Source organism: Nocardia sp. NPDC050718 (genome assembly GCF_040654235.1).
Lineage (GTDB): Bacteria > Actinomycetota > Actinomycetes > Mycobacteriales > Mycobacteriaceae > Nocardia.
The window spans coordinates 1,640,510-1,653,631 of record NZ_JBFAHQ010000001.1 but is presented as its reverse complement, the minus strand read 5'-3'; the positions used below and the strand labels follow the sequence as shown (position 1 = coordinate 1,653,631).

Genomic DNA, 13,122 nt, shown 5'->3' with positions numbered 1-13,122 from the left:
CCGAGGGCGAGTGCAGCGGCGGACGCGAACCCGGTCGCACCGGCGGCGGCGTCAACGACCCACCGACATCGGAACTCCACACCGGTCCCGAGGTCCGAGTCGGAGCCGAATGCCGTTCTTGGGGCAGCTCAGTGCTCATCCGGAAACGACTGCTGGACAGTCGGATCCGAAGGGGCCACGGGTCTCGACGGTGGCGTGATGGGCGACGATCGGCGAATCGGTCCGTCCGCGTGGGTATCCGCCGAGGGCGAGTGCAGCGGCGGACGCGAACCCGGTCGCACCGGCGGCGGCGTCAACGACCCACCGACATCGGAACTCCACACCGGTCCCGAGGTCCGGGTCGGAGCCGAATGCCGTTCATCAACAGGAGGTTCGGAGTCCCGCACCGGACCCGACGCCCGCGTCGACGCCGAATGCCGGTCATCAATCGGCGGCTCGGTGCCACGCCCTGGACCCGCCGTCCGCATTGGAGCCGAGTGTTGTTCATCGACGGGAGGTTCGGAGCTTCGCATCGGACCCGATGTCCGCGTCGGAGCCGAATACCGATCATCCACAGAAGGTTTCGGGGTGTCCGAGTCGACGGGGCGCACCGCAGAACCATTCGATGCTGCCTGAGGTCGCGGCCCTCCCGGCTGACCGGGCGGCTGTCCCGGGGTCTGGCGATTCCCCGCCACCGGAGCCCCACCACGCCGCTGATTCCCCGGACTCTGCTCACCGCCTGAACGCCGCTGCTCCGGCAGCTGAGCCCAGCCGGGCTGTTCCTGCGCGAGCGGCTGCGCCCCACCCGACTGCGAATGCCCAGGCGGCTGCGCCCCACCCGACTGCGATTGCCCAGGCGGCTGCCCCACACCGGACTGGCGATGTCCGAGTGGCCGCATCCCACCGGGCTGCGGGTGCCCCGGTAGCCGCACCGCGTTGGGCAGGTCCTGCGCGAGCGGATGCGCCTCACCCGACTGAGGAGGCCCCAGTGGCTGCTGGTGCCCCGGCGGCTGAGCCATGCCGGACTGCGGATGCGCGAGCGGATGCGCCCCGCCGGATTGCGGATGCCCTGGCAGCTGAGCCATTCCGGGCTGGTGGATCCCCGCCTGCACGCCGCCGGGCTGCTCGTATCCCGTGCCCGGCGTCTGCGCCGGACCCGGTCCCCCGGCCCCCGGCGAGAACGCCGAGAACTGCCGCCCCGCACCGACACCGCGCTTCCCGGGCGAACGCGAGGACTTGATCCACCAGAACACCAGCGCGCCGAGGATCGCGAACACCACCGACCACACCAGGTAGACGACGAGGATCTCCATATCGCGCTCGACGAGCCCGACCACCACGCCGAGCGCGCCGAACAGTCCGCCGAGCGTGGCGACCACGAACAGGAATCCCCGGACCACATCACCGAGCATCGTCGGCTGACCCGGCCCACCTGCACCGGACATCCCCACCCCCTTGCCGAACCGCGACGCCCCGTCCGGGCGCTCGAGCATCGACGTCACACCCCGCTAGCATGACTTTCGTGCCGATTACCCTACGCCGGATCAGCCGATGACCGCCGCCGATGCGATCGTGCTCGCGGGTGGGCGCGCGAGCCGGATGGGCGGGGTCGACAAACCGGCGATCGTGATCGGCGGTCGATCGATGCTCGACGCCGCGCTGGCCGCGGTGGGCGCGCGCGGCGAGATCGTGGTGGTCGGTCCGCATCGACCGGAGCTGGATCCGCGGATCCAGCAGGTCAGGGAAGTCCCGCCCGGTTCGGGTCCGGTGGCGGCGATCGGCACCGGACTGAGCGCGCTCGGCCCGGACCCGGCGCCGTGGATCGTCGTCCTCGCCGCGGACATGCCGTTCCTCACGCCCGCCACCGTCGACGAATTACTGCGCCGCGCAGCCGAATCGACCACCGACGCGGTCTTCGCGATCGATGCGTCGGGCCGCCCCCAGTACCTGGTCGGCGTCTGGCGGCGCACCGCCCTCGCCGCGGCCCTAGCCGGGCTGGACGCGCTGGTGAATCAGCCGATGAAGGCGATCGTCCCCACCGAGACCACCCTGATCGAGCTGCCCGGCACCGGCGACTGCGACACCGAGGAGGAGGTCCGCCGGGCCCGCGCGACGATCGCCGACCGCGCCACGACCCGCCTCGACCTCACCGCGGCCAGGGCCCGCATCGCCGCCGAGCTGACCCCGCTGGTCGCCTACGAGGCCGAGCTGGGCGAGGTGAGCGGCGCCGCGCTCGCCGCACCGATCGTCGCCGCGGGCGCGCTGCCCCGCTTCGACGTCTCCGCGATGGACGGCTACGCCGTGTGCGGCGACGGCCCCTGGCAGTTGCGCCGTGACATCGGCTTCGCGGGTGGTGCTCGCCCGGTCGGCCTGCTGCCCGGCGAAGCGGTCCGCATCGCCACCGGCGCGCACGTCCCCGACGGCACCACCTCCGTGCTGCGCGACGAGTTCGCCGACGTCACCGGCGACGCACTCACCCGCCGCCCCGACACCCCGATCCGCGGCGATGTCCGCGCCCGCGGCGAGGACCAGATGATCGGTGACCTGCTCGCCCCCGCGGGCACCCGCGTCACCGCGGCGCTGCGCTCGGCGGCCGCCTCGGTGGAGGTCACCGCCGGACTGGTCCGCGGCCCGGTCCGGGCCCGGATCGTCATGACCGGCGACGAGATCCGCAGCACCGGCCCGCTGCAAGCCGGGCAGACCCGCGACTCGATCGGCCCCGTCCTGCCCGATCTGCTCGCGGGTCTCGGCGTCACCGTGATCGACCGGGTGCACCTGCGCGATACCGACCACGGCTTCGACGACATGCTCACCGCCACCGCGGGTTTCGATCTGCTGGTGGTGGTCGGCGCCACGGGCGGCGGCGCCGCGGACCAGCTGCGCTCCGCCATCGCCCGCGCCGAGGCCAACGTCGTCGTCCCGCGACTGGCCATGCGCCCCGGCGGCTCCACCGTCGTCGCCGAACTCCCCGCGGGCCCCACCGTTCTCGGCCTTCCCGGCAACCCATTCGCCGCGATCGCCGTCCTGCTGGCCCTGACCCCCGCCATCGTCGCCGCCCGCACCGCCGCACCCCCGCCCCGCCCCGTCTACGGCCCCCTGCACAACGCCACCGAGACCGCGGGCCCCGTGCAGCGCATCACCCCCGCCCGCTACGTCCCCGAGGGCGGCTGGACCGCCGACACCTCCGTCCGCACCGCCCACCTGGCCGGCCTGATCGATCGCGACGGCCTCGTCATCGTCCCGCCCGACGCCACCGACGGCACCATCGTGGAATTCCTTCCGCTCCCGGGCTGAGGGTCGTGGAGGAGAGCGCGCAGCTCACGTTCGTGCTCATGCAGGCCAGCCCGGATAGGGGGAATGGACCTCGGGCGGCACGACCGGCACTGAAGGCTGCTCGACGTACTCACCCGGATCGAGGGCGGCGGGGAACTCCTTCGGGAGGCGGCAATGCTCCGGCCCGGATCCGCGTTGCACATCCGGGGTGTCCCGATTCGATCCCACGCTGATCCAATCCCCGAAATAGTTGCGAGTCGGGTAACCCACGGGTCCCGAGACTCGGGAATGAGGCTCGGCCGACCCGCCCGCGGGCACACCGAAGCTCAGCCAGAGTCCGCCCGACCGCAGTGCCGCGTACCTGCCGGAGTAGAACTCCCCTGCCTTGTTCCCGTAGGCCAGGCCGGTGCCCCACACGCATATCCGCACATTCAGCAACCAGGGAATCGACCCGACCGGCGGCGGAACCGGAAAGAACTCGACGCGTTCCAGGGATGCGTAGACCGTGCCGCGAATCGTCCAGTTCGGATCAGCTGCCCGATCGTCGAATCGCAGCGACAGCGACCTCGACAGGGAGGACGTCCCATAGTGCGATGAATGGTAGGGCACCACTCCCATTCGATCTCCGGCCAGAACGACGTCGTCCAGCCCGGCCCCGATCAGGAACGCGGTTTCGACATACGATCTGGCCTGAACAGCGACCTCGGACCGCAGATCGATTCCCGCAGGGGATGCCCAGCGAAAGTTGTACTGGTATCTGTCCTCCCACAAGGACGGTCGCCACGTGCCGTCCCCGGCACAGGCGAGCAGGACAGCAGCCTGCGCTGCCGCCAGCAACGCCACCACGTATCGCCTCATTTAGGGGCGGCTCCAGGCTCCCGCCCATGGCCGAGGTCCCATCGAGCACGGTACTCGGAGAGTCCACCGGAGTAGTTCCCCACGTGTGTGTTCAATTCCGCGAGATTGGTTTTCGATGATTGGCCCCCGTCGGAGCGGATATCTTCGAATGACCGAAGGGCCCCGGTTTCCTGGTCGAAGTACCTGCCGATGTTCGGATCCGAACGCAGATCGACGTTCCCGGGTGCGCTCGCGATACCCTGCAGAATGTTGTAGGTCTGCGCCGGAATGCTGCCGTACGGTGACGTGTCGACATGTTCCGCGACGTCGGGCACTGCGCCCAAGGTGCTGAGCCGGACGTCCGATGACACCGATTTCCAGCCGAGTTCCAGCAGATCGCCCGCACCAGGAACTCGCTTCAGGCCGAACGCCGCCACCTCACGCGCACCGTCGAACAGCGCCATCTTCTCCTTCTGCGCGGTCAGCGCGTCCGTGGTGCGGGCGCCGATCTCGAGCGCGGCGCCGTCCTGCGCAGCCTGGTCGATATGGCCTGCCCACTCGGCCAGCGAATAGTCCTTCATGCCGGTCGCCCCGAACAGCTGGTTGAGGTCGGCGACCGACTGGTAGGCGTTCGCAGTGAACCTCTTGCCTGCGTCCGGGTCGGTGTCGATCACCGCGAACACATTCTTCATCGACGACTGCGAGAAATCGCCGGCATTGTTGTCGTAGAACCCGTGCGCCACCAGGTCGCTGTCGCGCACACCGGCCATCGCGGGGATGTAGTTGGCCAGGGTGTCACCGAGCTGGGCGACCATTTTCGGGTTGGCCTCGCCGATGCTCACCGGATCCTTGTAGAGACCGTCGGGGCCGTCGGTCTCACCGGTCAGCCGGAACAGGGAGTCCCGGTGCTCGGCGACATAGTTGGCGATCTGGCGCGCCGACTGGCCCGCGTCGGAATTGATGTGGGGATTCGCGGACGTCGCGTCCGTGTCGACGGTCTTCAGCATCGTGGTCACGCCGCTGTCATCGCCGTGCCAGTTGTGGTCGAGCAAGGTTCCGATGGCGGCCTGATTGTCGAACTTCGTCCCCGGCGGCACTACCGCGTCCATGCCGTCACCGGTGAAGAAGTCGTGAACCGCGCCGCTGTCGCGCCCCGCCTGGCCGAGGATCTGGCTGGCGATCTTGTCGTCCAGCGGGTCGAACGTGTCGCCGACGTCGAAGGGCGCCGACACGACGGGGTGGTACTTGTGCGCGGCGATGTTCGTCGCCTGGTTCAGCAGCGCGCGGTCCGCGTCGGTCCCCTGGGCAAGCGACGGGCTGCCCTGCCCGAGCAGCGTCGAAATCGTCAGCAGGTCCTGCTTGGGGCCGATCGCCACCTTCGGCTCCTGCGTGAGGGTCGTCCGAACCTGCGAAGGCAACGCACCGAGGCCGCCGAAATCCACCCCCACCTTCCCGCCCTGCGCTGCCGTCAGCCCCGTCGACGTGATCTGCGGATTCGAGGCCAGTTGCATGGCGTCGGCCAGACCGGCCTGCACCATTTTGGCCTGATCGGCCGGGAGGCCGGATCCCAGCTGTGAGATCTGGGTGACCGACAGCCCGTCGAGATCCCGCATCACCGATGTCAGATAGTCGAGTTGCTGCTGGGGGATCGTCACCTGTTCGCCGCTCGACAGCGCATCGATCTGCTCGGGGCTCAGGGTCGTCGCCCACCGCAAGCGCTGGATTTGTTCCGTCGTAGCGGTCCCGTTGCGAAACGCGTCGACGTCCTCGCGGGCGAGGCGGGGATTCAATCCGGCGGTTTCTGGCGTGAGCTGGTTGATCGCGTCGACCGCCTTGCCCACCGCAGCGGCGCAGTTGTGGTCGGCCCAGCCGAGGTCGTCGGCGAGTCGCTGCAGGCGGACGGTCTGGTTGGCCGCCTCCTGCGCGCGGGTCTCGTCGTCGCTGGAGTCGTCGACCACCGTCCAGTCGTGGTGGATCGTGTAGCGGTCGCGCACCAGCGTGTCGTAGTCGGTCCGCAACTGCGAGACCGGCGTTCCCATCGCCGAGTCGCCGGTGTTCAGCGCGGTCGCCAGATCGTCGTAGGCCGCGGCGAGCACCCGCATCTGCGCGACCTCGCGCACGCAGCGAGTGTCCACCGATTGCCGTGCCAGGCCCGACCAGTCCAGCGCGTCGATGGCGCGGTACATCTGGTCGGCCGAGGTACGGATGCCCTCGGCGATGGTGGTCGCCTTGGTCGCCGTCGCGGCGAGGTCGATGTTCCAGTACCGCACCAGATCCGGACCCGGTCGCTTCACTGCGGCATCTCCCCGCTGTTCAGATCGCCCAGCGCCGCGAGCCGCGCCGCGGCGGCGAGATCGCTGTCGGTGTAGGCGTCCGCCGATGTGCGCAGCAGGGCGCCCAGTTCGCGGTACCGCCCGCCCGCCACTTTCAAGCTCCTGGTCCGGGCCGGCTCGATCTTATCCAGCTGGGGACCGACGTCCGACCCGGCCAGGAAGCTGCTGATCGTGCCGAGGAACCCCGGTGTGTCGACGACCGGCATGCGGCCGATCCCCTCGTCCGCGATCCGATCCATCTCGCCCGCGGCCGTTCGCAACTCTTCCGCCGAAACCTGCATGATCCCCCGTCCCCGATTCACGCCGAGTCGACCACCCCCGGTGCTCGGCCGTTGACGCTAGCAGCGGGAAATCCTCGCGGGCAGGGTCCGCACGCACAGTTCGATCAGTGTTCATCCGATGGCGATCTCGGCGGCGAAATGAATTGGTGTGCAACACATCACACGCGACCCTCGCACCGAAAACGACGACGGCTGCGCCTCGGACCCTTCCGTTTCGACCGACGACACCGCAGCCGCCTCGACTACTACCCCCGGGGGGGTCGGGCACGACGCCGACCGGAGCGGGTGACCCGATCATCGCCGAATCATTGGATCGCACCGGGATGAGCTGTGGGAATTTGTCGGATGCTGTTGCGCTCGCAACATCGTTACCGAGCCGAAGAGAATTGACGGAAATCCCGCAGTTTTGGCGGCGGATACCGCAATTCATGCTTGGTCAAATAATGTTCGAGAATTCGTCTCGAATCATCGACACGCCGGAAATCGGCAGGTCGGACCATTATTTTTCGCACACCTCTACCGGAGTGCATTTCCGCTGGTTATCGTTGGCGCGTTAGGCGAAACACTATCCCTCGGAAAGGACCGTGTGGAGATGGCTGACAAGTCCAAGAAAACGCCTAAGAAAATGCCCAAGCAGATGCCGCGGCAGCAGCAGCAACAGCGGCAGGAGCAGATGGGCGAGAACTCGCAAGGCATGACGCGAGCAGGTCAGGACGATCGGCGTGAACCGCGCCGCCCCGACCATCGCTGATCCACGTGTGTCGACGAGCCGCCGGTTCCCCTTCCGGCGGCTCGTCCACGTCAGGCCCCGATGCGCTGGAGCGCGCTCGCCGCGGATCCGTCCCCGCCCCGGCGCGCCGTCGACGGATCGGGAGCGGGCACCGCGTCGAGCAGGCGGCGGGTGTACTCCTGGGCCGGCGCGGCGAATACGGCGCCGACCTCGCCGGTTTCGACGATCCGGCCCTGCCGCAGCACCACCACCCGGTCGGCGACCTGGTGCACTACCGCCAGATCGTGGCTGATGAACAGGCTCGCGAAGCCGTATTCGGCACGCAGGTCGGCGAAGAGGTCGAGCACCTGGGCCTGCACGGACACATCCAGCGCGCTGGTCGGCTCGTCGGCCACCAGTAGCCGAGGCGCCAAGGCCAGGGCACGCGCCAGCGCGACCCGCTGACGCTGTCCGCCCGAGAGCTCGCCCGGCCGCCGCTGCGCGTAATCCCGTGGTAGCCGGACCGATTCGAGCAGATCGCCGACCTTGGCGCGCAGCAGCGCACCCGAGGCGGCGCGATGCACCTGGAGCGGTTCCGCGATCGCGTCGGCGACACTGCGGCGCGGGTCCAGCGAGGCACTCACGTCCTGGTGCACCAGCGCGACACTCTTGCGCAGACCCCGCAGTTCACGCCGCGACAGCCCGGCCAGCGACACACCCTGCAGCTCCACGGTTCCCGACGTCGCCGGGACCAGACCGAGCGCGGTGCGGCCCAGTGTGCTCTTGCCCGAGCCGGATTCGCCGACCAGACCGAGTACCTCGCGCGGGCCCAGCGTCAGCGAGATGTCCTGGAGCGCCGGGAAGTCGGCCGCGCCATGGCGTCCCGGGTAGGTCACCGACAGCTCGTCGATGCGCAGTACGTCACGGTAGCCGGGTTCGGCTGTGCCGCCGCCCTTCTCCGCGACCACGGCGGGACCGCGGACGACGACTCGCCGCAGGATCCGGCGAGCCCGTTCCGGCTGCTCGGACTCTCCGTCCGTCGCCTCCTCGGCCGAACCCTCAGCGGGGTCCGCACCCTCGGCGGACTCGTCGACGGCCACTCCCGCCGTAGCACCGTCAGCGGCATGCTCCGCGGCCGCGCCGTCATCCGCCACCGCGGCACCGGCGAGATCCGGCTCGGCCGCGGCCACCGCACCGGCGGCATCGCCCGCCCCGGAGGCGACCGCGTCGGGTGCCGAGGCAGCGGTCGCCGCACCGACGACCTCCCCCGCCCCGCGCTCGGACACCGCGGGCAACCGGGGCACCGCCGCCAGCAGGGTTCGCGTGTACTCCGCTTCCGGAGCGCCGAACAGCCCGAACACCGGCTGCTCTTCGACCACCTGCCCGGCCCGCATCACCACGACCCGGTCGGCGATCTCGGCGACCACCCCGAGGTTGTGGGTGATGAACAGGATGGCCGTGCCCCGCTCCCGCTGCAGGGTCCGCAGCAGGTCGAGGATCTCCGCCTGGACGGTGACGTCGAGCGCGGTGGTCGGCTCGTCGGCGATGAGCAGATCGGGGTCGCCGGACAGGGCCAGCGCGATCACGACGCGCTGCTTCTGCCCGCCGGAGAGCTGGTGGGGATACCAGTCCAGCCGCTTCTCCGGCTCCGGGATGTCGACGGCGGCGAGCAGTTCGATCGCGCGGGCCCTGGCGGCGGCCCTGTCGGTGGTGCCGTGTGCCCGCAGCGCCTGCCGAATCTGGGTGCCGATCTTCTGCACCGGGTTGAGCGCGGTCTGCGGCTCCTGGAACACCATGGCCGCCCCGGTGCCGCGCAGTGCGCGCAGCGCGGGCTCGGCCGCGTCGACGACCTCGGTGCCCGCGAGGCGGATGGAGCCCGTGGCGTGCGCGGTGCCGGGCAGCAGGCCGAGCACCGACCGGGCGGTGAGCGATTTCCCGGAACCGGATTCGCCGACGAGGGCGACCACTTCACCACGCCGGACGCGCAGGCTCACCCGGTCGACCACGGTTCGGTCGCCGAAAGCGACGGTCAAGCCGTCGATGTCGAGCACCAGATCGTCGGTCATGCCAGTCTCCTTGCCCGGCCCAGAGCCTGGGCGATCAACAGGAAGCCGAGCGTCAGCCCGGCCACGACGGTCAGCGGGCCGATCGCCATCCACGGGTTGGCGTCGAGGTTGGCGATGGACTCGCCGATGAGCGAACCGAGCGAGGGCTCCGGCGGCCGCACTCCGATGCCGATGAAGCTCATCGCGCCCTCGATGAACACCGCCAGCGACAGCGACAGCGCGAACTGCACGCCCAGCGGCTCGATCACATTGGGCAGCACGTGCTTACGCAGGGTCCACCAGGTGTCGGCGCCGATCACCTCGGACGCCTCGACGAACGGCTGTTCGCGCACCGCCAGGACGGCGGTGCGGATCTGGCGGCCGAAGATCGGGATCTCGGTGGCGATGATGACGATGACGACCGCGTGCCAGCCGGGTCCGGTGACGGCGGCCAGGGCGATCGCGAGGATCAGCGCCGGGAACGCCAGGATCAGGTCGAAGACCCGCTGCACGGTGATGTCGGCCCAGGGGTTCACGGTGGCGGCGAGCCCGGCCAGCGAGCCGATCACCGCGCCGATCGGCACCGCGAGCAGCACGATCAGCAGGTCGATCCGGATGCCGGCGAGCACGCGCGCCGCCACGTCCCGATTGAGATGGTCGGTGCCGAGCCAGTGCTCGCCGCTCGGGCCGAGCAGGTTGGCGCCGGGAATCTGGGCGAGCGGGTCGTAGGGGCTGAGGACCCCGGCGAACACGCCCGCCAGCGCGATGACCGCGATCAGCACGACGCCCGCGAGTCCCTGACCCCTGCCGAGCGCCGCCAGTGCCCCGGCCCGACGCGGTGACTCCGGCTGCGCCGCGGCCGCTTTCTCGATCGTCGCGGTCATGACCGGCCGCCGATCCGGATGCGCGGATCCAGCCAGGCGTGCGCGATATCGGTCACCAGCTGGATCACCACGAACACCGCCACCGACAGCAGCAACAGCACCTGCACCAGCGGGTAGTCGCGACGGCTGATGCCCTGTTCGATGAGCTGGCCGATGCCCGGCCAGACGAAGGCCGCCTCCACCAGCACGGCACCGCCGAGCAGCTGCCCGGTCTGCAGGCCGAGCACGGTGAGCAGCGTCGGCAGCGCGTTGCGTAGCGCGCCCCTGGTGACGATCTCGCGGTGCGAGACACCGAGCGAACGTGCCGTCAGCACATACGGTTTGGTGAGTTCGGTGCGCAACGACTCGGTGAGGAACCGGGTCAGCGCCGCGGCCACCGGCAGCGCGAGGCAGATCGCGGGCAGCAGCAGGTACTGCACGGCGATGTCGGGCCGGGCGATGAAGCCGTCCGGCGGCACACCACCGGCGGGCAGCACCGGGACGGCGACCGCGAAGACGAGCACGAGCAACGGCCCGACCACGAAGGTCGGCAGCGCGACGGCGACCGTATTGGCTGCGGCGACAACGGTGTTCAGCCACCGACTCGGCCACAGCACCGACGCGACCGAGACCACGACGCCGGTCACCACGGCCAGCAGCAGCGCCGTCACCGTCAGCACCAGGGTGTTGGTGAGACCACGGCCGACGAGATCGGTGATCTGCCCGCCGATGAGGTAGGACCGGCCGAGGTCGAGGGTGACCAGGTCACCGAGCCAGCTCAGGTACTGCACCGGAATCGACCGGTCCAGGCCCAGCTGCTGCCGGATCGCGGCGATCGACTGGGGCGTCGCGTCGTTGCCCGCCAGGATGGTCGCCGGATCGCCGGGCACCAGGCGCAGCAGCAGGAAGATCAGCACCGAGGCGCCGAACAGCACGAGCAGTGCCGACGGCAGCCGGCGCAGCAGATAGCGGGTCATGACAGGAAGGTGTCGGTGAGCACCGGTTCACGGCGCTTGGTCCAGGCGAACTCGTGCACCTTGGCGGCGGTGGAGTACTGCTGGAAACGGACGCCGATCTCGATCAGGAACAGCCCTTCCAGCAGCTGGTCGCTGACCGCGTGGAAGGCGCGCACCGCGTCCGGGCCGGTGCCCTGCGGCAGCTGCCAGGCCGCGTCCGCCGCCGCGGTGTAGGCGGGCGACTCGTAGCGGGAGGCGTTGCGACGGGCGTTGAAGGGGTAGGCGCTCACGGTGAGCGTCGACGGCACGAACTGCGCCCACGAGTGGTCGGTGACCCACAGGCCGCGGAACTGCTGGCCGGTGAGCTGTTTGACGAAGGTGGCGGCGTCGACCGGGTCGAGGGTCACCTCGATGCCGACCTCGGCGAGGTTGGCCTGCACGATCTGGGCCGTTTCCTCGTAGCCGGGGCCGAAGGTGAGCGGCAGCTTCGGCGGCTTGCCCGCCTGGGTGAGCAGATCCTTGGCCTTGGCGACATCGCGGCTGTACTTGGTGTTGCGTGATTCGTCGAAGGCGGGCGAGGTCTTGGGCCACGGCACGTTCAGCGGGTAGCCGGCGCCGCGGTAGACCTCGGCGATGATCCGCTCGCGATCGAGCGCGAAGGCGATGGCCTGGCGCACCCGCACATCGGCCAGCGCGGGCTCGGTCACGTTGACGCCGACGTAGGCCTGCAGTTCCGCGCCCTCGAGGTCGAGCACCCGATAGCCGCCCGACTTGGTGAGATTCTCGGCGTCGCGGTAGCCGAGTTCCCTGGCCACCGCGATCTGCCCGGACTTGAGCGCGTTCAGCAGCGCCTGCGGGTCCTGGATGATCGAGACCTCGACGCGGTCCAGGTAGGGGCGCTCCGGAACCCAGTAGTCCGGGTTCTTCTCGAACACGAGCTGCGAATTCGGCACGCGCTGGACGTATCTGAACGGGCCGGTGCCGATGTAGGTGTCACCGGTGCCCAGCTTGTCGATGGTCTCGCTGTCCAGGATGGGCACGGTGTCGAGCAGGTCGTAGATATTGCTCAGCGGGTGGGCCAGCTGCAGCACGATGCGGGTGGGCGAGACGATGTCGAAGCCGGTGACCGCGGTGGCGGTGCTGCGCAGCTGGGCCGACCACTTGGCGTCGGCGTAGGTGCGGATCGAGAACTCCACGTCCTTGGCGGTGAACGGCCTGCCCGAGTGGAACTTCACGTCGTCGCGCAGGTCCAGCGCGATGGACCGGCCGTCGGCGGCGAGCTGCCACGACTTCGCCAGCAGCGGTTGGGGTTCCAGCTTGTCGTTCGGGTAGCGGATCAGCGATTCGTAGACCAGGCCGATGACGACCGGCGTCGCGGCGGTGTTGGTCAGCAGGTTCGCGGGCACCAGGTCCTCGCGGATGCCCACCTTCAGGGTGCCGCCGCGCACCGGCGTCGCGTCGTCACCGCCGCCCTTCTGCTCCGAGACGGCCGAGGTGCAGGCCGCCAGCGCCGCGCCACCGAAGATGGCGGCCGCGGCGATGCCGCCGGCGCGCAGGAAGTTACGGCGATCGAGGCCGCCGGGGGTAAAGCTCATCGTGGGATTCCTCGAAGACACGTCGGCCCGCGGACGCGGACCGAACAGCGCGCAGCGGAAAGGCGCACCGGGGGAAGGGGACACATCGGCTCGTTCGGCCGCGCACGTCAGCAGACGTACGTCAGCCACGCAGGACGCGACACGAACAGCAGCAAGAGGGCTGATTCGTGGGCACGGCAGTGACGCTAACAAGTTGCGCCGCAGGGGTCACCGATTCCGCGCAGGATGCACATAACCCTGGTGACCAGCGA

10 protein-coding genes are annotated in these 13,122 nt (G+C 69.8%); 3 read left to right on the top strand and 7 right to left on the bottom strand.

Features of this window, described 5'->3' with window-relative positions; translation table 11 throughout:
* Positions 1-1,010 precede the first annotated feature (1,010 nt).
* Positions 1,011-1,496 (top strand): hypothetical protein, encoded by a 486-nt coding sequence (locus tag AB0H54_RS07740; protein WP_357343600.1) that lies wholly within the window; start codon positions 1,011-1,013, stop codon positions 1,494-1,496.
* A gap of 34 nt (positions 1,497-1,530) precedes the next feature.
* Positions 1,531-3,273: an NTP transferase domain-containing protein gene (locus AB0H54_RS07735; protein ID WP_357343598.1), complete on the top strand. Its 1,743-nt coding sequence runs from the start codon at positions 1,531-1,533 to the stop codon at positions 3,271-3,273.
* A 36-nt stretch (positions 3,274-3,309) separates the two neighbouring features.
* Here AB0H54_RS07735 and AB0H54_RS07730 read toward each other — a convergent pair whose 3' ends face one another.
* The 3 genes from AB0H54_RS07730 to AB0H54_RS07720 are packed head-to-tail and all read right to left on the bottom strand — an operon-like array spanning position 3,310 to position 6,703.
* On the bottom strand, positions 3,310-4,098 hold the full coding sequence (locus tag AB0H54_RS07730; RefSeq protein ID WP_357343596.1) for a hypothetical protein: 789 nt from the start codon (positions 4,096-4,098) through the stop codon (positions 3,310-3,312).
* Between the two features lie 8 nt (positions 4,099-4,106).
* Positions 4,107-6,359 carry a hypothetical protein gene (locus tag AB0H54_RS07725; RefSeq protein ID WP_357343594.1) on the bottom strand — a complete coding sequence of 751 codons (2,253 nt, stop codon included), beginning with the start codon at positions 6,357-6,359 and terminating at the stop codon, positions 4,107-4,109.
* Between the two features lie 20 nt (positions 6,360-6,379).
* Complete coding sequence (locus AB0H54_RS07720; protein ID WP_357343592.1) at positions 6,380-6,703, bottom strand: type VII secretion target; 324 nt, start codon at positions 6,701-6,703, stop codon at positions 6,380-6,382.
* Between the two features lie 592 nt (positions 6,704-7,295).
* Here AB0H54_RS07720 and AB0H54_RS07715 point away from each other — a divergent pair.
* Positions 7,296-7,454 carry a hypothetical protein gene (locus AB0H54_RS07715; RefSeq protein ID WP_218717989.1) on the top strand — a complete coding sequence of 53 codons (159 nt, stop codon included), beginning with the start codon at positions 7,296-7,298 and terminating at the stop codon, positions 7,452-7,454.
* Positions 7,455-7,504: 50 nt separating this feature from the next.
* On the opposite strand, the gene AB0H54_RS07710 is transcribed toward AB0H54_RS07715, so the two are convergent.
* Genes AB0H54_RS07710 through AB0H54_RS07695 form a run of 4 tightly spaced genes read right to left on the bottom strand, consistent with a single transcriptional unit; the run spans position 7,505 to position 12,871 of the window.
* Complete coding sequence (locus AB0H54_RS07710; protein ID WP_357343590.1) at positions 7,505-9,478, bottom strand: ABC transporter ATP-binding protein; 1,974 nt, start codon at positions 9,476-9,478, stop codon at positions 7,505-7,507.
* Positions 9,475-10,341, bottom strand: a complete 867-nt coding sequence (locus AB0H54_RS07705) for an ABC transporter permease (RefSeq protein WP_357343588.1) — start codon at positions 10,339-10,341, stop codon at positions 9,475-9,477. Before AB0H54_RS07705 ends, AB0H54_RS07710 begins: the two co-directional genes overlap by 4 nt.
* On the bottom strand, positions 10,338-11,297 hold the full coding sequence (locus tag AB0H54_RS07700) for an ABC transporter permease (RefSeq protein WP_357343586.1): 960 nt from the start codon (positions 11,295-11,297) through the stop codon (positions 10,338-10,340). Before AB0H54_RS07700 ends, AB0H54_RS07705 begins: the two co-directional genes overlap by 4 nt.
* Positions 11,294-12,871, bottom strand: coding sequence for an ABC transporter substrate-binding protein (locus AB0H54_RS07695; protein WP_357343584.1), 1,578 nt, complete (start codon positions 12,869-12,871; stop codon positions 11,294-11,296). The genes AB0H54_RS07700 and AB0H54_RS07695 overlap by 4 nt, the downstream gene beginning before the upstream one ends.
* Positions 12,872-13,122 lie beyond the last annotated feature (251 nt).